The organism is Janthinobacterium sp. EB271-G4-7A (assembly GCF_020858075.1).
Classification (GTDB): Bacteria; Pseudomonadota; Gammaproteobacteria; order Burkholderiales; family Burkholderiaceae_D; genus Janthinobacterium; species Janthinobacterium lividum.
The window spans coordinates 176,984-195,829 of record NZ_JACYMI010000006.1 but is presented as its reverse complement, the minus strand read 5'-3'; the positions used below and the strand labels follow the sequence as shown (position 1 = coordinate 195,829).

Annotated in this window: 19 protein-coding genes; 7 read left to right on the top strand and 12 right to left on the bottom strand. The window is 62.3% G+C overall.

Annotated features, from left to right (window positions below; translation table 11 throughout):
* The first annotated feature begins 23 nt into the window (after window positions 1-23).
* The 3 genes from IGS58_RS27210 (at window position 24) to IGS58_RS27200 (ending at window position 4,801) form a co-directional block, all read left to right on the top strand.
* Window positions 24-758: an ABC transporter ATP-binding protein gene (locus tag IGS58_RS27210; protein ID WP_230523154.1), complete on the top strand. Its 735-nt coding sequence runs from the start codon at window positions 24-26 to the stop codon at window positions 756-758.
* Entirely contained in the window at window positions 755-3,076 is a 2,322-nt protein-coding gene (locus IGS58_RS27205; RefSeq protein ID WP_230523153.1) for a type II CAAX endopeptidase family protein, read from the top strand. The genes IGS58_RS27210 and IGS58_RS27205 overlap by 4 nt, the downstream gene beginning before the upstream one ends.
* 72 nt (window positions 3,077-3,148) lie before the next feature.
* Window positions 3,149-4,801, top strand: coding sequence for a patatin-like phospholipase family protein (locus IGS58_RS27200; protein WP_070258818.1), 1,653 nt, complete (start codon window positions 3,149-3,151; stop codon window positions 4,799-4,801).
* A gap of 70 nt (window positions 4,802-4,871) precedes the next feature.
* Here the strand turns inward: IGS58_RS27200 and IGS58_RS27195 are convergent, their stop codons facing one another.
* The 5 genes from IGS58_RS27195 to IGS58_RS27175 all read right to left on the bottom strand — a co-directional run bounded on the left by IGS58_RS27195 (window position 4,872) and on the right by IGS58_RS27175 (window position 8,351).
* Window positions 4,872-5,090 carry a hypothetical protein gene (locus IGS58_RS27195; protein ID WP_034784905.1) on the bottom strand — a complete coding sequence of 73 codons (219 nt, stop codon included), beginning with the start codon at window positions 5,088-5,090 and terminating at the stop codon, window positions 4,872-4,874.
* An 80-nt stretch (window positions 5,091-5,170) separates the two neighbouring features.
* Complete coding sequence (locus tag IGS58_RS27190; protein ID WP_099665451.1) at window positions 5,171-5,752, bottom strand: TerD family protein; 582 nt, start codon at window positions 5,750-5,752, stop codon at window positions 5,171-5,173.
* Window positions 5,753-5,790: 38 nt separating this feature from the next.
* Window positions 5,791-6,486, bottom strand: coding sequence for a TIGR00266 family protein (locus IGS58_RS27185; RefSeq protein ID WP_070258816.1), 696 nt, complete (start codon window positions 6,484-6,486; stop codon window positions 5,791-5,793).
* 78 nt (window positions 6,487-6,564) lie between these two features.
* Window positions 6,565-7,140, bottom strand: coding sequence for a TerD family protein (locus tag IGS58_RS27180; RefSeq protein ID WP_034784897.1), 576 nt, complete (start codon window positions 7,138-7,140; stop codon window positions 6,565-6,567).
* 131 nt (window positions 7,141-7,271) lie between these two features.
* On the bottom strand, window positions 7,272-8,351 hold the full coding sequence (locus IGS58_RS27175) for a DUF475 domain-containing protein (protein ID WP_070278187.1): 1,080 nt from the start codon (window positions 8,349-8,351) through the stop codon (window positions 7,272-7,274).
* Between the two features lie 115 nt (window positions 8,352-8,466).
* Here IGS58_RS27175 and nhaR point away from each other — a divergent pair, with 115 nt between their 5' ends.
* Window positions 8,467-9,363: a transcriptional activator NhaR gene (gene nhaR, locus IGS58_RS27170; protein WP_070258811.1), complete on the top strand. Its 897-nt coding sequence runs from the start codon at window positions 8,467-8,469 to the stop codon at window positions 9,361-9,363.
* On the opposite strand, the gene IGS58_RS27165 is transcribed toward nhaR, so the two are convergent.
* Window positions 9,364-10,383, bottom strand: coding sequence for a serine hydrolase domain-containing protein (locus IGS58_RS27165; protein ID WP_230523152.1), 1,020 nt, complete (start codon window positions 10,381-10,383; stop codon window positions 9,364-9,366).
* A gap of 181 nt (window positions 10,384-10,564) precedes the next feature.
* Here IGS58_RS27165 and IGS58_RS27160 point away from each other — a divergent pair, with 181 nt between their 5' ends.
* Both IGS58_RS27160 and IGS58_RS27155 read left to right on the top strand, forming a co-directional pair.
* Window positions 10,565-11,899, top strand: coding sequence for an MFS transporter (locus IGS58_RS27160; protein ID WP_070258807.1), 1,335 nt, complete (start codon window positions 10,565-10,567; stop codon window positions 11,897-11,899).
* Window positions 11,900-12,019: 120 nt separating this feature from the next.
* A complete protein-coding gene (locus IGS58_RS27155) occupies window positions 12,020-13,360 on the top strand; it encodes a hemolysin family protein (protein WP_034785374.1) in 1,341 nt (446 codons plus the stop codon).
* Here the strand turns inward: IGS58_RS27155 and IGS58_RS27150 are convergent, their stop codons facing one another.
* The 6 genes from IGS58_RS27150 to IGS58_RS27125 are packed head-to-tail and all read right to left on the bottom strand — an operon-like array spanning window position 13,361 to window position 18,526.
* Complete coding sequence (locus IGS58_RS27150) at window positions 13,361-14,437, bottom strand: AI-2E family transporter (protein WP_034784887.1); 1,077 nt, start codon at window positions 14,435-14,437, stop codon at window positions 13,361-13,363. It lies immediately after the preceding gene.
* A 42-nt stretch (window positions 14,438-14,479) separates the two neighbouring features.
* The gene (locus IGS58_RS27145) at window positions 14,480-15,073 is read right to left on the bottom strand and encodes an SCO family protein (protein ID WP_034784885.1); all 594 of its coding nucleotides are present in this window, start codon (window positions 15,071-15,073) and stop codon (window positions 14,480-14,482) included.
* Entirely contained in the window at window positions 15,070-15,969 is a 900-nt protein-coding gene (cyoE, locus tag IGS58_RS27140) for a heme o synthase (RefSeq protein WP_176381875.1), read from the bottom strand. The genes IGS58_RS27145 and cyoE overlap by 4 nt, the downstream gene beginning before the upstream one ends.
* A complete protein-coding gene (locus IGS58_RS27135; protein ID WP_070258803.1) occupies window positions 15,970-17,139 on the bottom strand; it encodes a COX15/CtaA family protein in 1,170 nt (389 codons plus the stop codon). It lies immediately after the preceding gene.
* A gap of 18 nt (window positions 17,140-17,157) precedes the next feature.
* Window positions 17,158-17,787 (bottom strand): SCO family protein, encoded by a 630-nt coding sequence (locus IGS58_RS27130; protein ID WP_092612909.1) that lies wholly within the window; start codon window positions 17,785-17,787, stop codon window positions 17,158-17,160.
* Window positions 17,768-18,526, bottom strand: coding sequence for an SURF1 family protein (locus IGS58_RS27125; RefSeq protein WP_070258799.1), 759 nt, complete (start codon window positions 18,524-18,526; stop codon window positions 17,768-17,770). Before IGS58_RS27125 ends, IGS58_RS27130 begins: the two co-directional genes overlap by 20 nt.
* Before the next feature lie 36 nt (window positions 18,527-18,562).
* Between IGS58_RS27125 and IGS58_RS27120 the strand changes: the two genes are divergently transcribed.
* Entirely contained in the window at window positions 18,563-18,763 is a 201-nt protein-coding gene (locus IGS58_RS27120; RefSeq protein WP_034748996.1) for a twin transmembrane helix small protein, read from the top strand.
* Window positions 18,764-18,846: the final 83 nt, after the last annotated feature.

Below are 18,846 nucleotides of genomic sequence, written 5' to 3'. Positions count from 1 at the left end.
GCACGCTATCTTTTTTGGGATGCATGATGATCAGCTTCGAAGGTTTGTCCAAACAGTACGGCGCGTTCGAGGCCGTCAAGCCGCTGACCTTGCAGGTAGGAAAAGGAGAGATCTTCGGCTTCCTGGGTCCGAACGGGGCGGGAAAAACCACCACCATCCGCATGCTGATGGGCATCCTTGTGCCCAGCGCCGGGCGCGTGCTGGTCGATGGCCTCGATTGCCACCGCGATGGCGCCGCCGTCAAGCGCAAGGTGGGCTACCTGCCCGACAATCCCATCTTTTACGATTATTTGCGCGGCCGTGAAATCCTGCAATTCGTGGCTGAAATGCATGGTTTTTCGCGCGCGGAAGCGGCCGCCCGCGCGGCGCGCCTGCTGACGGAATTCGGCCTGGACGAAGCGAGCGAGGATTTCGCCGTCAATTACTCGCTGGGCATGAAGAAGAAACTGGGCCTGGCTTGCGCGCTGATCCACGATCCGGCCGTGCTGATCCTCGATGAACCGATCAACGGCCTCGACCCGCGTGCCTCGCGCGACGTGCAGGAACGCCTGCTGCGCTGCGCCGCCGCCGGCACCACCATCTTCGTGTCCACGCATTTGCTCGACATGGCGCAAAAGCTGTGCAGCCGGGTCGCCATCATCCACCGGGGCGCCCTCGTCGCCACGGGCAGCCTGGACGATATCCGCCAGCAGTTGTCCAGCGATGGCAGCCTGGAAGAGCTCTTCTTGCAACTCACCGATGAAACGTCGACGGCATGACAGCGGCGCCGCCCACCGCCTGGCGCGCCGTCTGGCTGCTGACCCGCTTGCGCCTGCAGCGCCTGCTCAACATCAGCGGCCGGGGGCTTTCCTTCAAGAAAAACAGTAAAAGCCGCCCCGCCACGCCGGGCAAGCGCGGCGGACGCTGGCTGCTGGGCGCGCTGCTATTGCTGCCCATGCTGTTTTCCTTCAGCAGCATCGCCCGCCACAGCGTGCTGAACATGCATTGCTTGCTGGACCAGGTCGCCGCCTGCCAGGCGCGCGGCAGCCTGCACACGGACAGCGGCCTGCTCGACCCCGTCATCACGCAACTGATAGCCACGCCGTTCAGCGCGACGCTGATCGGCGGGCTGACCCTGCAGCTGGGGCTGTTGTGGCTGGTCAGCGTCCTGCTGCCGCTAGGCATGGGGGAACTATCGAAGCCGGACTGGGACCTGGAATGGCTGGTCACCCTGCCCGTCAGGAAAAGCACTCTGCTGTGGGCGCGCGTGCTCGAACGCACGCTCGTCAATCCGGCCGGCTTGCTGGCCCTGTGGCCCAGCACGACCGTCATCGCCTGGTATTCGGGCCAGGGCTGGTTTTCACCACTGTCCGGCCTGCTCGCCAGCCTCGTCCTGCTGGCCCTGGCCGCCATGCTGCGCACCCTGGTCGACACGGGTTTGCGCCTGTCGCTCACGCCATCCCGACTGGGCAACCTGCAGGCAGTGATTTCGCTGGCCGGGCTGTTGCCCATGTATATGGGCATGTCGTTCGGCATGGGCACGGGCGGCTTCGCGTATGCCTGGGCGGCGGCCATGCCCGCCTGGAGCGGCTGGACGCCGCCGGGCCTGCTGCTGCGCCTGCTCAATGCCGATGGCGTGGCCGCCTTGCTGCCCGCCGTCCTGCTGCTGGCGCAATGCCTGTGCTTGATGCTGCTGGGCATGGCCATCCTGCGCCGCCAGTTGCGCCACGGCGTCGTGGGTGCGGGCCAACGCGAAGCCGCGCGCAAGCCGGCAGCTGCGCCATCGCCCACGCAGCGGTGGCGCCCGCGCATCGGCACGGCGATCCAGCGGCGCGAGCTGACGTTGCTCTTGCGCGACCGCAATTTTCTCGTGCAGACCCTGCTGATGCCCTTGCTGATCCTCGGCGGGCAAGCCCTGTTTACGGGCCAGGTGCGCGACGTGCACGCGCTGCTGGCCAGCCCCGTCTTGCTGGCCTCCACCGGCTTTTTCCTCGGCACGTATGTGCTGCTGATGTCGGCCTTCCAGACGCTGAACAAGGACGGCGGCGCGCTGTGGCTGCTGTACACGTTTCCCGTCTCCATCGAACAGGCGCTGCGGCAAAAGGCGCAGCTGTGGGCCCTGCTGGCCCTGCTGTATCCATTGATACTGTTCGGTGCGGCGCTGGCCTGGCTGCCCGCGTGGTCGTGGCAAACGGCGGGCCTGATGCTGCTGGCCCTGGCCGGCATCCCCTTGTATGCGCTGATCGCCGTGGCGCTGGGCGTGTTTGCCAGCGACCCGCTGGCCACGGAAACCACGGCAAAGGTGCGCCCCACGTATATGTACCTGTATTTGCTGCTCACCGGCCTGTACATCGCCGCGCTGGCCGCCGGCAGCCTGGTGCAGCAACTGGTGTTTGTCGTGTTCACGGGCGCGCTGGCCGTGGCCCTGTGGCAAAAGGCGCGCGACGCGCTGCCCTGCCTGCTCGATCCTGCCGCTTCGCCGCCAGCGAGAATAGCGGCGGCCGACGGCCTGATCGCCGCCATGCTGTTTTTCATCTTGCAGACACTTTCCTTGATCCTGCTCAAAGGGAGCAGTGCGACGCCGCTGGCGCAGCTGGCCATCGCCTTCGGCGCGGCCGGTACCCTCACGTATGTGCTGCTGCGCCTCGTCTACTGGCGCGCCAGGACGGCCGGCGTGCCGCGCATCGGACAGGGCCGCCAGCCGTGGCGCCGGGGAGTCGCGGGCGCCTGTGCCGCGGTGCTGTTCGGCATCGGCTACGCGGCCCTGTTGCCGCCGCCCGCTGCACCATTGATGCAGATCAATAGCGACGGACTGTGGCTGCTGGCCGTGGGCGTGCTGGCCGCGCCCCTGTGCGAGGAATTCATCTTCCGCGGCTTGCTCCAGGGCGGCTTGCGCCGTTCTCTGCCCGCCTGGCAAGCGATCGGCATCGCCGCCGCGCTGTTTGCCATCGTGCATCCACCGGCCGCCATGCTGCCCGTCTTCGTGCTGGGCCTGTGCACGGGCATCGCATACGAGCGCGGCGGCGCGCTGCTGGCGCCCATGCTCGCGCACGCGCTCTACAATGCCGCCATGCTCGGCTATCAGATGAATAGCTGATTGTTGCCGGGTTTGCTAGAATCCCACACGTTTCCGTCCGTATCCCAACCAATGACTACGCACAGATCACGCATGAATCCACGCTTGTTCGTCCCATTTATCCTCGTTGCGCTGCTGAGCGGCTGCACGGTACTCGCCCTGCGCCCCAACCGCGGCGTCGAAAACCGCACGTTTACCGTGCAGGAAACCCCGCGCCTGCGCATCGACGCGCCCAAGGCGCGCATCCAGAATCCCATGCCGAATGACCACTTCATCGGCATCGCCCTGTCCGGCGGGGGCAGCCGCGCAGCCAATTTCTCGGCCGCCTCGCTGGAACAGCTGGAACAGTTCGGCCTCGTCAGCGGCGCCTCGGCCATTTCCGGCGTGTCGGGCGGCGCCATCGCGGGCGGCTACTATGCGCTGCATGGCAAGCAGACGGACTGGCCCTTGCTGCGCAGCAAGCTGAAAACGGATTTCTTTGGCCAGACCATCTTGAAACCCGCCAACCTGACGACGATGTTGTTGACGAACAAGACGCGCACCTCGTTCCTGTCCGACGTGCTCGACGATGTGCTGTACGACAAGAAAACCTACCAGGACTTGCCGCACGACGGCCCCATCTTCCTGGCCAACGCAACGGACGCCACCGATGGCGGCAAGCGCGTGGTGTTTTCCTACGAGTATTTTTACAGCACCCTGCATTCGCCGATCCAGGATATCCGCCTGGCAACAGCCGTGGCCACCTCGGCCGCCTTTCCCGGCGTGTTCGATTCCGTCACCTTCGAGCGCTTCCGCCCGAAAAACAGTTTCGTGCCGGAACTCGGCTCCGAATCGCGCGAATCGCCGTCGTACGTGCATTTGTTCGATGGCGGCGCGGCCGACAACCTGGGCGTGGAAACCCTGTGGGACGTGGCCCTGACGCAGCTGTACGGCAACGACATGGCCGTCGTGCCGCCGCGCCTGAACAGCAAGCCCTTCATCCTCATTTCCATCGATGCCAACGCGCCCAATTCCAGCGCCGTGTTTGAAAAGATGTCGGACGAGCGCCAGCCGCTGGACCGCATCTTCAACAAGAATATCTACGATGCCGTCGACGCCCTGTTCTCGCGCCAGCGCAAGGAAAACCTCGTCAAGATGGGCTTTGGCCAAGCCCGCTTCGATACCATCACGCATGAAAACTTTGGCGACCTGAGCCAGAAATTCGTGAAGGGCAAGCGCACCTCGGCCTTTGCCATTCCCGTGCTGTGCCGCCCCCATCTGGGCCAGTACCGCTGCGAAGTCGATGCGGCCGATCCCTTGCCCGGCCAGATCCGCACGCGGCTGGAAGGCTTTGCCTGGCATATTTCCATCGACCAGATCGCCTCATTGGCGCTGCGCCTGGCCAGCGAGGACGTGCACGTCGACGGTGCGCGCAAGGAAGAGCGCGCCGCCCTCGTCAAGCTGCAACGCCTGGCCACGCAAACGAAAACCCATCTGAAGCTGACGGGTCCGGAAAATTGCAGCCCGGAAGTGCTGCAATCGGCCCTGTACAGCGCCGCGCGCGTGCTGATCCTCGACGACGAAGAATCGCGCTTTGCCCTGTGCGACTACATGCTGGCGGGCCAGCTGATCAATGACGACACCGTCTGCAAGCAGCGCTACGTGCACGCCGTGCCCCGCTTTGCCATCGAAAGCGAAGATTTGCAGTACCGCAACCTGAGTTCGGACGGCAATTCCGTGAACGTGCCGATACGCTGCAAGAAGTGAGCGCCCACAAAAAAGCCCGCACGATCGCTCGTGCGGGCTTTAGCGCAAGGATTCCAAGCGCCCGGTTGATCTAGATCAACCGACTACGCCTGCGCATGTAGCTGCGGCTTAACGCACCTTCCAGTTCCTGCTCCGTTTTATGCTGGTTCACCGTGTACAGGGCCCACAGGGCCGCCGGCGCCCAGCCGATCACAGTGCACTGCAAGATCAAGGCGGCGGCACCGGCCAGCGGGCGCCCCAGCATAAAAAACGTGAGACACGGAAGTAGCAAGGCTATCAGCAATCGCATCACGACATACTCTCCTTCAATATAGAGCAGCGGACAAGGGCCGGTATCCGGTCCGTCCCCCGCCCGCTGCGTACTGCTCCTTATAGATGCACGGAAATCTGGGGCATTAAGTCGTCAAAGGTGCGACCGTTGCCGTTTTCTCCGATGGCGTGCATCTTCCATTCGCCGTTATGGCGGTACAGCTTGGCCATGATCTGCGCCGTGTGGGAACCTTGCACAGACAGGTTGAAACGCGCGACTTCCTGGTTATTGCTGGCATTCAAGATGCGGCAATAAGCGTTTTCCACTTGCGAGAAGTTCTGGCCAGTAAAGCTGTTGACGGTGAAGACCAGGCTTTTCACGTGCGCCGGCACTTTCGACAGATCGACATTGATCTGTTCGTCGTCGCCATCGCCCGCGCCCGTACGGTTGTCGCCCGTGTGAACGATGCTGCCGTCCTTGCTTTTCAGCTGGCGGAACCAGACGATGTCGGACGTGCTCTTGTTGTCATCGAACATGACGCATGAGGCGTCCAGGTCGACGGCTTCCGTCTTCGAACCGAAACCGAGGAAACCCTTGGTCTTGGCCGCATCCCAGCCCAGGCCCATGGTGATACGGGTCAGGGTGGTACCAGCTTCTTTGTCCAGAGAAATCTTCTGGCCTTTGCTCAAATTGACAGACATACGCATTGCTCCTGTTAGGTTGGTTGCATCAAGTACTCTTACGCCGGCTTGCTTTGCGTCCAGGCGAGGAAGGCCGCGCGGTTGCGCGAACACACGAGGATTTTTCCCGTGCCTGAAAACTTCAGTACCATGCCCTCGCCGCTGGTCTGGCTATTGATCAGGTTACCCAGAAAGCCGCCGCTGCTGCCGGTCGTCATGGAAATTTCGTATTGCAGGCGGTTGTCCCAGCATACGACGTGCGAGTTATCGATCACCACGTCCTTGCCAGGCGTCACTTCCAGTATCGACATCGCGCCAAAACCGGACACCGCCAACTGGCCGCTGCCTGCCGTCTCGGTGATGAAAAAACCACCGCTCTGGGCAAACAGCGCATTGCCAAGGCTTTGCGTGCGCACCTTCAATTCCACGCCAGACGTGGCCGCCACGAAAGCGCCGTCGCTGATCATGTATTGTTGGGCGCCAACCTCGAGCACCCGCATCGCGCCAGGCAAGGTGGGCGACAGCAAGCAATCGCCATCGCCCCGCATGGCCTCGATATGCTGCTGAAAGAACGATTCCCCGTTGGCAAAGGTGCGCATCAGCGCGGCGCCTATTCCGCCGGTCATCTTGCCTTTCAGCTCAAGATTGGTTTCCATCATCACCATCGCGTTGGATTCGCAATAAATCTTCTCGCCCTTGGCAAGCGACACATGCAGGAACGGATCGACGTCCCCGGTAATACTAAAAACTGGCATACCTATTCCTTCCTCAACGATGATGGTGATGGCGGAGGCCCGCACTGCGGACCGCCTGTGCTATTTACTATTGACGACTTACACGCCGACGCCGAACGATGCTGCGAGTGGACCCAGGCCGCCTTTATAGCCCTGGCCGATGGCCTTGAATTTCCAATCGGCGCCGTTGCGGTAGATTTCGCCGAAGACCATGGCCGTTTCCGCCGAACCGTCTTCCGACAGGTCGAAGCGGGCGATTTCCGTGTTGCCATTGGCATTCACGCAGCGTACATACGCCTTCGATACCATACCAAAGTTTTGCTTGCGCGCTTCGGCATCGTGAATCGTGACGCAGACGGCGATCTTGTCGATCTCGGCTGGCACGGTGGCCAGGTCGACGATGACGGTTTCATCATCGCCATCGCCGGCACCGGTGGTGTTGTCGCCCGAGTGGGTGACGGAACCGTCGCTCGATTTCAGGTTGTTGTAGAAAATCATGTCGACGTCGGCGCGAACCTTGCCGTCGGCCTTCAGCAGGAACACGGAACCGTCGATGTCGAACGCGGCGCCATCGGTGGCGCGGGCATCCCAGCCCAGGCCGATGATCATCTTCGAAATGCCAGGGGCTTCCTTGCTCAGGTTGACGTTGCCGCCTTTTTGCAGACTGATTGCCATGATGTATTTCTCCTATGTGGGTTGTATATGACCAAACACCTGGCGTCCTCCACCGGCCTGACTCCCCAGGCCGGCGGCGACGCTTGCTACAACTTGCCGACAAACCGGTGTAGTCGTTTGCCGCGCATTCTTTACACTGCTGCTGTCTTGGCCGGTTCCAGCGCTTCCGCCTGGCCTTCTTCAAGCGCCATCCTGCGCTTGTAGCGGATCGACGACCACAGCGAGGCGAGAATGAAGGCCACCCCGATCAGACCCGTGAAAATCTCGGGAATGTGGAACTTCATGCTGACCAACATGATCACGGCCAGGATACCGATCGCATAGTGCGCGCCGTGCTCCAGATAAACGAACTCGTCGAGCGTGCCCTTGCGGACCAGGAACACCGTCATCGAGCGCACGAACATCGCGCCGATAGCCAGGCCCAGCATGATGATCACGACATCCTTGGTGATGGCAAACGCGCCGATCACGCCGTCAAAGCTGAACGAAGCATCGAGCACTTCCAGGTACAGGAAGCCGCCAATACCGCCGCGCTTGACGATGTCGCCCACGTTGCCGTCGCCGTTATCGCCTTCCAGCAAGCCGCTGACCACATCGACGCCCACGTAGGTCAAGATACCCCACAGGCCGGCCGTCAGCACCACCAGTTTCTGGCCTTCTTCGATCATCGACAGGCTGGCCATCAGGGTGCCCAGCGCGATCATCACGGAAATCGAGGAGATCTTGCCCAGCGCGCCCAGTTTTTCTTCAATACGGCCCAGCCAGTGCGTTTCTTTTTCCGAGTCCAGCAGGAAGTTCAGGAACACCAGCAGCAGGAAGATGCCGCCGAAGGCCGCCACTTCCGCATGGTGATTCGTCAGGTGCATCGAGTACTGTTCAGGATTGCTCAGTGCCAGATTCCATACTTCCATCAAACCCAGGTCCGCCGCTTGCGCCACGATGACCAGCGGGAATACCAGACGCATGCCGAAGACGGCGATGATGATACCGACGCCCAGGAACAGGCCCTGCCAGAACTTGTCCCAATTCTTCAGCACCGAAGCATTGACCACCGCGTTGTCGAACGACAGCGAGACTTCCATCACGCCCAGGATCACCGCGATACCGAGCGCCGCCAGCATCGTCTGCACGCCACCGTGCGTGTAACCCCACCAGGCGGAAATGCCCAGACAGATAAATGTCACTAGAAATGACACTCTGAAATGTTTCATCGATAGTTCCCCTTTATCCAAATTCAATGGAACGTAGTATAGGGACGTGTGACACATTTAAAAATAGAAGATAATAGAAGCATTACTTCGTAAAAACAGAAGATAGGACTACGCGATGAAAACCACGGGCTTCAATTACCGCCATTTGTACTTCTTTTGGGTGGTTGCCAAGGAAGGCGGCGTGACGCGCGCGGCCGAGCGGCTGGGACTGGCCGTACAAACCATCAGCACGCAGCTGGCCTTGCTGGAAAAGGAGCTGGGCAAGTCGCTGCTGCAGCCGCAGGGACGGCGCCTGGTACCGACGGAAGCGGGACGCCTGGCGCTCGGCTACGCGGACCAGATTTTCCTGCTGGGCGAGCAGATGCAGGAAGCGCTGGCCGACACCGACGCGGAAAAGATGCGCCTGACGGTAGGTATTTCCGACTCGCTGCCGAAACTGATGGCGTATCGCATGCTCGACGCCACGCGCAGCCTGGACAAGCCCGTCAAGCTCGTGTGCCTGGAAGATGAATTCGAATCCTTGCTGGCCGACCTGGCCCTGCACAAGCTGGACCTGGTCTTGACGGACCGTGCCGTGCCGGCCGGCGCCAGCCTGCGCGTCTCGAGCCATTTGTGGGGCGAGAGCGCCATGAAGCTGTTCGCCATCCCCGCGCTGGCCGAGCGCTACCGCGAGGATTTCCCGCACCGCCTGAGTGGCGCCCCCTTCCTGCTGCCGGCGCGCAATAACGCCCTGCGCGGGCGCATCGACGAGTGGATGGTGCAGCAAGGCGTGCGCCCCGATGTGGTCGGCGAATTCGAGGATAACGCCATGCTCAACGCGTTCGGCCGCAAGGGCCTGGGCCTGTTCTTCGCGTCCGCCAGCCTGGCCGCCGACATCGAGGAGCAATTTGGCGCCGTGCTGGTCGGCGACGCCTCGTCCCTGCGCGAGCAGTTTTACGTCATCTCGAACGAGCGCAAGATCATGCACCCGGCACTCGATGTCATTTTGGCAGCTGTGCCGAGCCGGCACTGATCAGTCGCCCAGGTCGGCAGCGATGGCCGCCAGCCAGGCCGCCTGGTCCGGCTCGCAACTGTCCACATTCGCCAGCTGGATCACGGACAGGCCCGCCTCGGGCACGCGCAGCAGCAAGGCCCGGAAACCCCACAGTCCGCCGTCATGGAACACCACCGTGCGTCCGCCATGCTCAATTTGCTCCAGCCCGTAGCGGTAGGACCAGCTCAGGCCATCGGGGCCCGGCGTTTCCGCCAGCTGCGCGCGCACCAGGCTGGACGGATCGCGGTACTGGCGCTGCCAGTCGCGCTCCCACAGGGCCAGGTCGTGCAGCGAGGCATACACGCCGCCGTCACCGACCGTATTCGCATTGCCCAGGTGCTGGCGATAACCGCCCGCCTGCGCGGGATCAACGCTATAGCTGCGCACGCGCTGGGGCATGACAGCTTGCCGGTCGACATCGAAGGCCGTGGCGTGCATGCCCAGCGGCGCGAACAGGCGTTCGCGCGCCTGCGCCGCCAGCGGCTGGCCGGCGACCGCTTCCACCAGCTTGGCCAGCAAGATGTAATTGCAATTGCTGTAGGCATGCGCGCTACCGGGCGGAAATGTCAGATCCTCCATCCGCGCGATCAGGCGCAGCAGCAGCACATTGTCAAAATAATCGCTGTCGTGGCGGCCCAGCTGGCATGCCAGGTAGTCGAAATAATCGGGAATGCCGCTGGTGTGATTCAACAATTGACGCACCGTGATGACGGCGCCGAACTGGCGCACTTCGGGCAGATGGGGCGCCACGTCGTCGTCGAGGCCGATGGCGCCCTGGCGCACCAGGTCGAGCACGCAGGCGGCCGTGAATTGCTTCGATTCCGACGCCAGGTAGTAGCGCGACTGCGCCGTCAGGGGCACGCCCAGTTCCAGGCACGCCAGGCCATGATGCAGTTCCAATAAGGTCTCGCCGTCGCACTGGATCAGCGCGCTGAAACCGGGACCGTGCGCCGGCAGGCTGGCTTGCAAGGCAAGAAAGTGACTGAGCAGATTTTTCATGGCGCGATCTTAGCATGCAGGCAAGATTACTTTTGCGCCATATTCATTAGCTAATCCGATAAATCCATTCGAAAATAACGTTTGAATAATCAATCAAAAGCGATTGTAATAAAGCCTGAGACAAACACGCGCCCGTCCCTCGCCGGCAGGGCGCGATCACCATAAAAACAGGAGCGGCAGCATGTCCACGGCAGGCACGACGATCGATATTCCCGATCTCATCAATAACAACAAGATCGGCTCCTTCCAGATCGGCATGCTGATCCTGTGCGGGCTGTGCGTCATCATGGATGGCTTCGACGTGCAGGCCATGGGCTATGTGGCGCCGGCCATCATTGCCGACTGGCATGTGAGCAAGGCCAACCTGGGTCCCGTGTTCGGCGCGGGTCTCCTGGGCATGCTGGTGGGCTCGCTCGTCTTCAGCATCACGGCCGACAAGTTCGGCCGCCGTCCCGTGCTGATCGGCTCGACCATCTTCTTTTCGCTGTGCATGCTGGTCACGCCGCTGGCCACCACCATCGAGCAATTGCAGCTGATCCGTTTCATCACGGGCCTGGGCCTGGGCGCCGTGATGCCGAACGCCATGGCGCTGGCCGGCGAATACAGCCCCCTGCGCAAGAAAGTCACCCTGATGATGCTGGTCTCGTGCGGCTTTACCCTGGGCGCCGTGCTGGGCGGTCTATTGTCCGCCGCGCTGATTCCCGCCTTCGGCTGGCAATCCGTGTTTTACGTGGGCGGCGTGGTGCCGCTCGCCATCGGCGTGCTGATGTTCTTCCTGCTGCCGGAATCGATGCAATTCCTGGTGCTCAAGAAACGCAAGCTCGATAAAGTCGCCAAGTGGCTGAAACGCATCGACCCGACGGTCACCATCACGGCCGACACGCAATACCTCGTGCACGAGAAAGAGCACAAGGGTGCGCCCGTGCTGCAATTGTTTACGGGCGGCCGCGCAAAGATGACGATCCTGCTGTGGGTCATCAACTTCATGAACTTGCTCAACTTGTATTTCCTGTCCAACTGGTTGCCAACGATTGCCAAGGAAGCGGGCTTGTCCACGGCCAACGCCGTGCTGGCCGGCACGGCCCTGCAAGTGGGCGGCACCATCGGCACCCTGGTCATGGGCCAGCTGATCGACCGCTCCAGCTTCCGCCGCATCCTGCTGCCATGCTTCCTCGTCGCCGCCGTGGCGATTGCCCTGATCGGCCGTCCGGACGTCTCGCTCGCTTTCCTGTTCATCACGATCTTCATCGCCGGTTTCTGCGTGGTGGGCGGCCAGCCGGCCGTCAATGCCCTGGCGGCCAGCTACTACCCGACCACCCTGCGTTCGACGGGCATCGGCTGGAGCCTGGGCATCGGGCGCATCGGCTCCATCATCGGCCCCGTGCTCGGTGGCGAGCTGATCCGCCTGAACTGGCCCAACAGCACGATTTTCCTCGTCGTCGCCATCCCGGCGGTGGTCTCGGCCGTCATGGTGTTTGCCATGCGCGGCGGGCCGCAAACGGCGGCCAAAGGCTGAACAAGCGTGAAAAACCTGCCGCGCCCGCCCGCCTGCACGGGCGGCGAGCGCGGCTAAATTAGGCTATGGCGCCCTTCGTCGTTTAAGATGACGTTTTTACAGCCCATCTTCAGCGCCCCCATGCACAATGTCTTGCTAGTCCTGCTCGCCCTCTTCCTGGTCGCGCTGAACGGTTTTTTTGTTGCCGCCGAATTTGGCATCGTCACCTTACGGCGCACACGCATCCGCGCCATCGCCAAGACACAGGGATTGCGGGGCCGCATCCTGGCCAAGGTGCATGGCCAGCTGGACGCCTACCTGTCGGCCTGCCAGCTGGGCATCACCCTCGCTTCTCTGGGCCTGGGCTGGGTCGGCGAACCGGCGTTTGCCGGCTTGCTCGAACCGCTGTTCGGCGCCATCGGCGTCACCTCGCAAGAGCTGATCCACGGCGTCTCGTTTGTCGTTGCCTTCAGCGTGATTTCCTTCCTGCATATCGTCGTGGGCGAACTGGCGCCCAAATCGATGGCCATCCGCAACCCGGAAGCCGTCGGCCTGTGGAGCGCGATTCCCCTGTACGGTTTTTACTGGGCCATGTATCCGGCCATCTACCTGCTCAACGCCAGCGCCAACTGGGTGCTGCGCATGGCGGGCCTGTCCGGCAAGGGCGGCCACGACGCCCATTATTCGTCCGAAGAGCTGAAACTGATCCTGCGCACCAGCCAGCCGGGCGAGAAATTCACGCGCGACGAGCGCAACATCCTGGCGCAATCGCTTGATTTCGAACAGATGACGGTGTCGGACCTGATGCGCCCGATCAATGAAGTGATCGCCCTGCACGCTTCAAACACCCTGGAAGAAAACCTCGACACGGTGCTGCGCAACCGCTTCAGCCGCTACCCGTATTTCGACATGAATGAAGACGACGTGCTGGGCGTGGTGCACTTGAAAGACCTGTTCTTTGCGCAGCAGGCGGGTAAGCCGATCACTTCGCTCACGCCGTTTCTGCGTCCCGTCGACATCATTTCCGCGCGCACGCCGGCATTGGAACTGTTCCGCCGCTTCCGCGACGGCGCGCCCCACTTCGCCCTGATCGGCGAAAAGGGCAAGCGCCCGCTGGGTTTCATCACCCTGGATAACTTGCTCGGCGCCATGGTCGGCGAAATCCGCGATGAATTCCGCCGCAATGAAAACGACTGGCTCAAGCAAAGCGACGGTACCCTGATCGGTAAGGCCAGCCTGCCCATCTTCTCGCTCGAACGCATCCTCGGCATCGATATCGAAAACGAGGAACTGGGGCTGGACGACGTGGAATCGGTGGGCGGCTTGATCATGGTCAAGCTGGGCGACATTCCGAAGCAGGGCCAGCGCATCACCTTTGTCGACTTCGACATCGTCGTCAAGAAGATGAACGGACCCCGCATCGTGCTGATCAAGGTGATTCCCAAGCAGGAACGCGACCTCGACGCAGACTTGCGCGACTGATTACTTCTTGCTCGTCAGGGTATCTTTTCCCTGCGGCACGGTGGTCTCGCCCACCGTCCACGTTTGCAGCAAGCTGTACAGTACCGCCAGCAGGGTCGGCCCGATGAAAATGCCGACGAAGCCGAAGGCCAGCACGCCGCCCAGCACGCCGAGCAGCACCAGCAGGAAGGGCAGGCTGCTGCCGCGGCTGATCAGCATGGGCTTGACCACATTGTCCACGCCGCTGATCAGCAAACCGCCCCACACCAGCATGAAGATGCCCCAGCCCGTCTGGCCGTCATTGAACAGCCAGATGGCGGCGCCGCCCCAGATCAGCGGCGGCCCCACGGGAATCAGCGAAAAGATGAAGGTGGCCACGCCCAGCAGCGCCACGGCCGGCACGCCGGCGATCAGGAAACCCACCACGGCCACCAGGGCTTGCGCCAGCGCCGTGCCCAGCAAGCCGTACATGACGCCGCGCACGGTGCGGCTGATGGTCAGGCCCACGCCGGGCGCGCTGTCGCCGATGATGCGGCCGGCGCCCGTCATCAGGGCACGGCTCAGCTGCTGGCCATCGCGGTAGAGGAAGAAGCTGACGAACACGGCCAGGCTGGTCTGCGCCAGGCCAGTGCCCAGCAGGATGCCGCCGGAAGCGAGGAAATGGCGCGCCGGTTCCAGCATCGTCTTGCCCAAATTCAATAATTCCTCGCGGTCTGCGAGCAGGCGCTCCACGTAGCCAGCGATGGTTTCGCCCACCACGGGAATGCTGGCCAGCCAGGCCGGCGGATGCAGGCCGCCCGACTCCAGCGCCGTGCGCAACTGTTCATAGATGCGCGACACATTGTCGGCCAGGTTGTAGGTGACGAGGGCCAGCGGCAGCACGATGACCAGGATCAAGGACAGGGTCATGATGGCGGCCGCCCAGTTGCGCCGGCCTTTCAGGCGTTCGAGCAGCAGCAGATACAGGGGCCAGCTGGAAATGCCCACGCAGGCGGCAAACAGCATGGCGGCGAGGAAGGGCCGCAAGACAAAAAAGCAGCCGATCAACAGGAAGATGATGGCTGCCAGGCGGGCGTGCGGCTCGAAACGTTTATCCATGTACTGCGTATCCTGAAGATGGCGCCCGGGGGCGCGATCAGGTCAGGATAGCAGAAGTTTAAGATCGTGCGCGATGGCGGCAGGCTTTTCGCCGTGACGCACGAACAGGCGGATCTTGCCTTCGCGGTCGAAGACATAGGTGCCGGCCGTGTGGTCGACCGTGTAGCTCTCGTCCGTCTCGCCCTCGACCTTGGCGTAATACACCTTGAATTCCTTGGCTACCTTGGCCGTCGCGGCCGCATCGCCATACAGTCCCACGAAGCGCTTGTCGAAGGCCGGCACGTATTCGGCCAGCAAGGCTTGCGTGTCGCGCTCGGGGTCGACGGTGACGAACAGCACTTGCACCTGGTCCGCCTGCGGCCCCATTTCCTGCATCACCTGCGCCATGTCGGCCATGGTGGTGGGACACACGTCCGGGCATTGCGTGTAGCCGAAGAACATCAGCACCAGCTTGCCCTTGTAGTCGGCCAGGGTGCGCGGATGGCCCGTATGGTCCGTCAGCGCAAACTCGCGCGCGTAGCCGAGGCCCGTCACGTCCGTGTTCTTGAAGGCCAGCTTCGGCGCGGCAGGCTTGCCGCAGCCGGCCAGGACGGCGACCAGCGCGGCCGCCAGCAACAGAGTCAGGTATTTTTTCATGTGCCGAGAGGAATGTAGTGGTCAACCAGCAAAGCCGCGAACAGCAAGGCCAGGTAGATGATGGAATACGTAAAGGCCTTGCGCGCGATCAAGTCCGTGTAGTGGCGGTACATCTTCCACGCGTAATACAGGAAGCCGGCGTTCAGCACCACGGCCGAAGCCAAGTAGATCAGGCCGCTCATGCGCACGGCGTACGGCAGCAAGGTGGTGGCGGCCAGCGCGATCGAGTACAGCCAGACGTGGAATTGCGTGAATTTCAAGCCGTGCGTGACGGGCAGCATGGGCAAGCCCGAGCGCGCATAATCGTCGCGGCGGTACATGGCCAGGGCCCAGAAATGCGGCGGCGTCCAGACAAAGATGATCAGGACCAGCAGCCACGCCTGCATCGGCACGTCGTTGGCGACGGCGGCCCAGCCCAGCGCGGGCGGCATGGCGCCGGACAGGCCGCCGATGACGATGTTTTGCGGCGTCGCGGGTTTGAGCACCATGGTGTAGATCAGGGCGTAGCCGACAAAGGTGACAAAGGTCAGCCACATGGTCAGCGGATTGACCAGGTGATACAGGATCGCCATGCCCAGGCCACCGATCACCAGCGCGAATACCACCGTCTGTTTCACCGTGATGTCGCCCATGGCCATCGGGCGGCGCGCCGTGCGGGCCATGCGCGCGTCGATCTCGCGCTCGGCCAGGCAGTTGACGGCAAACGCGGCGCCGGCCAGCAGCCAGATGCCGATGGTGCCGAACACCACCGCATGCCAGTCAGGCAACTCCTCGCTGGCCAGGAACATGCCGATGACGGCGCAAAACACGGCCAGTTGCGTCACGCGGGGCTTGGTCAGCGCCCAATACTGGGCGATGCGGGGGGATGGTTTACGGCTGATGGTCTGAGTAGTCATTTATGCGATACGGGAAGGACTGGCTGGTGCCGAGGGCACTGGCGCGGCGGCGGAAGCAGATTTCCGCGCTACATCGAGTTGGAATTTAGCCTTGTAGTTTAACATGGTCAGCAATAACACGAGCAGCGCCGCCCCACCGTTATGCATGACGGCAATCGACAATGGCCAGCTCAGGTAGATGGTCGCCAGGCCCGTGGCCGCCTGCAGTGCCAGCACCAGCGCCACCCAGCGGGCCGTGCCGCGCAAGGACGGCAGCTTCCACGCGCGAAACACCGTGTAGCCGATGCCAGCGAGCACGATGAAGGCGAAATTGCGGTGCACCCAGTGAATGGCCGTCAGCGCGGAAAACGGCAAATAATGGCCGGCGGCCGTCTTGCCCAGTTCGCGCCACAGATGAAAACCATGCTCGAAATCCATCTCCGGAATCACCTTGCCGCCGCACAGGGGGAAATCCGTGCAAGCCAGCGTGGCGTAGTTGGTGCTCACCCAGCCGCCCAGCGCGATCTGCACGGTCAGCAGCACGAGCGAAAAAATCGCCAGCGCGCGCACGGGGCGCAGCACGGCAGCGTCCGCATCGGCGCGCAGCACAGGTTTGACGGCATGATCCTGGCGTCCGCCCAGCCACGTCAGCATGGCCAGCAAGCCCATGCCCAGCAGCAAGTGGATGGTGACGATCACCGGTTGCAGCTTCAGGGTGACGGTCCAGGCGCCGAACGCGCCCTGCAGGCAGACGAACAAAAACAGCGCCGTCGGCAGCGCGGGAGCGAATTCTTCGCGTTTGCTTTTCTTCCACTGGCGCCACGCCTGCACCATCATCGCCACGATCAGCACGCCGATGGCCATGGCCAGGTAGCGGTGCGTCATTTCAATCCACGCCTTGACCACCGTGACGGGCCCCGTCGGCATCAGGGTTTCCGCCGCCACGATGTGCTCGTGCGCGAGGAAAGGATTGGCCGAGCCATAGCAGCCTGGCCAGTCCGGGCAGCCCAGACCGGAATCGGACAGGCGCGTAAAGCCGCCAAACATGATCAGGTCGACCGTCAGGAAGACGGCGATCCACACGAGCTTGCGGTATTTATTGGCGTCCGCGGACACCCAGACCATGGTCAGCGGCAGCAGCGCCACCAGCAGACCCGTCAAGCCCAGCTGGGCCAGCGCGGAGAGATGCATCGTCGGCATGCAGACTCCTCAACCGATCGCCGAAGCTTTGAGCAGCTTGGCGATGTCTTTCTTGATCTTGTTCGGGTCCGCGTCTTTCGGGAAGCGCATCATCAGATTGCCCAGCGGATCGATCAAATAAAAATGGTCGCTGGTCTTGCCGCCCGGCTCCACGGGCAACCACGCTTTCAAGGCGTCGCTATTGACGCGCAGCATGCTGGTGCCGTCGAATTCGCGCATCACCAGGGTGTCGAGCGGCTGGGCATCCGTCACCAGCCAGACCCGTTCCAGGCGTTCGCGTTCCTTGCCCTGCATGAGGCGCAGTTGTTGCATGTCAAACAATTGCTTCTTGCATGCTTCCTGGCAATCGGATGGTCCCGTTTGCAGCAGCACCCACTTGCCCTTGAATTGCGCCAGCGGTGCCGCCTTGCCGTCCAGTTCCGTCACCTGCAATTGCGCTTCCGGTATCGGATGCAAACGCGGGTCGATCAGGGCGCCGTAATTGTTGCGGCCCGTGGGCTTGATGATGTAATACGTGAAATACGAGGCGATGATGGGAAACGCGCACACGACCACGACGGCCAGCAATTTCCACCGTCCCGTATTTTGTGCCTGTTTATTGGTGCTGTCTTGCGTTGTGTCAGGGCTGTTTGTTTGCACGTCGAAATCCTGTAAAGACAAAAAATAGAAAGGCCATCAGTGCCAGTGCATACCACTGGAATGCATAGCCGCGGTGCTTGTCGGCGCCCAGGTCGGGCGCCGGCCAGTCGCGCACGGGAAGCTGGCCGGATGCTGGCGCCGTCGCTGAAGGATCCACTGAATCAGCCGTTTGTTCGAGAATAAATGGCTGCAAGGCCAGGCCACTCGCCTGGGCCAGTTGGGCGATATCGGCATTTTGCACGATGGCGTGCGGCGCCAGGGCGGGCGCCGTGCCCAGTTCCATCACATGGCCCGCGTTCAGCCGCGCGATGCCGGAAATCGTCACCGTGCCCGTGGGCGTGGCGTAATCGGGAATGCGCGTGCGCTCGGCATTGTTGCGCGGCAACCAGCCCTGCGCCACCAGCACGTGCATGGCAGAACCGTCGATCTGGAATGGCGTGAGCACGTGGAAGCCCGCTTGCCCTTTGTAGGGGCGGTTGTCCAGGTACACCGTCCAGGCGGGCACGAAATGGCCGGTGACGGTGATCCGGCGATATTCGATCGCTTGCGCATCGGCCGGCAGCATGGGCGCGGCCGTCAATGCCAGCGGTGCGGCCAGGTTGCCCGCCTCGAGCCGGGCGGCGCGGGCGACTTTCTCGTCGCCACGGCGCTGCTGCCATTGCGCCAAAGAGCACCCCAGGGCCACCAGTAGCAGCATTACAACAAGTGGAATCCATCTAAAATGGAAGCGGATACGCATTACAATGAAACCTCCTCAAGCCAGGCGCTACCATCCATGAAAATCCTCGTTGCCATTGCCTTCATCCTGATCCTGGGCAGCCTGGGCTCGGCCCTGTTCTTCCTCATGCGCGACAAGGGCAAGAGCAACCGCACCGTGCAAGCGCTGGCCCTGCGCGTGGGCTTGTCGATCACCCTGTTTTTGCTGATCCTGCTGGCGCACAAGCTCGGCTATATCCAGCCGACGGGCATACACTAAGCTTCTTGCCTGATTGGCAAATTCTTCAGACTAAGAAAAAAGCCGTACCCAGGATGTCCCGGTACGGCTTTTTTTATGGTGCC

Excerpts from the sequence above, each read along its gene's own strand:
- IGS58_RS27210 (WP_230523154.1), top strand. The coding sequence starts at position 24 with ATGATGATCAGCTTCGAAGGTTTGTCCAAACAGTACGGCGCGTTCGAG.
- IGS58_RS27205 (WP_230523153.1), top strand. The coding sequence starts at position 755 with ATGACAGCGGCGCCGCCCACCGCCTGGCGCGCCGTCTGGCTGCTGACC.
- IGS58_RS27200 (WP_070258818.1), top strand. The coding sequence starts at position 3,149 with ATGAATCCACGCTTGTTCGTCCCATTTATCCTCGTTGCGCTGCTGAGC.
- IGS58_RS27195 (WP_034784905.1), bottom strand. The coding sequence starts at position 5,090 with ATGCGATTGCTGATAGCCTTGCTACTTCCGTGTCTCACGTTTTTTATG.
- IGS58_RS27190 (WP_099665451.1), bottom strand. The coding sequence starts at position 5,752 with ATGTCTGTCAATTTGAGCAAAGGCCAGAAGATTTCTCTGGACAAAGAA.
- IGS58_RS27185 (WP_070258816.1), bottom strand. The coding sequence starts at position 6,486 with ATGCCAGTTTTTAGTATTACCGGGGACGTCGATCCGTTCCTGCATGTG.
- IGS58_RS27180 (WP_034784897.1), bottom strand. The coding sequence starts at position 7,140 with ATGGCAATCAGTCTGCAAAAAGGCGGCAACGTCAACCTGAGCAAGGAA.
- IGS58_RS27175 (WP_070278187.1), bottom strand. The coding sequence starts at position 8,351 with ATGAAACATTTCAGAGTGTCATTTCTAGTGACATTTATCTGTCTGGGC.
- nhaR (WP_070258811.1), top strand. The coding sequence starts at position 8,467 with ATGAAAACCACGGGCTTCAATTACCGCCATTTGTACTTCTTTTGGGTG.
- IGS58_RS27165 (WP_230523152.1), bottom strand. The coding sequence starts at position 10,383 with ATGAAAAATCTGCTCAGTCACTTTCTTGCCTTGCAAGCCAGCCTGCCG.
- IGS58_RS27160 (WP_070258807.1), top strand. The coding sequence starts at position 10,565 with ATGTCCACGGCAGGCACGACGATCGATATTCCCGATCTCATCAATAAC.
- IGS58_RS27155 (WP_034785374.1), top strand. The coding sequence starts at position 12,020 with ATGCACAATGTCTTGCTAGTCCTGCTCGCCCTCTTCCTGGTCGCGCTG.
- IGS58_RS27150 (WP_034784887.1), bottom strand. The coding sequence starts at position 14,437 with ATGGATAAACGTTTCGAGCCGCACGCCCGCCTGGCAGCCATCATCTTC.
- IGS58_RS27145 (WP_034784885.1), bottom strand. The coding sequence starts at position 15,073 with ATGAAAAAATACCTGACTCTGTTGCTGGCGGCCGCGCTGGTCGCCGTC.
- cyoE (WP_176381875.1), bottom strand. The coding sequence starts at position 15,969 with ATGACTACTCAGACCATCAGCCGTAAACCATCCCCCCGCATCGCCCAG.
- IGS58_RS27135 (WP_070258803.1), bottom strand. The coding sequence starts at position 17,139 with ATGCATCTCTCCGCGCTGGCCCAGCTGGGCTTGACGGGTCTGCTGGTG.
- IGS58_RS27125 (WP_070258799.1), bottom strand. The coding sequence starts at position 18,526 with ATGCGTATCCGCTTCCATTTTAGATGGATTCCACTTGTTGTAATGCTG.
- IGS58_RS27120 (WP_034748996.1), top strand. The coding sequence starts at position 18,563 with ATGAAAATCCTCGTTGCCATTGCCTTCATCCTGATCCTGGGCAGCCTG.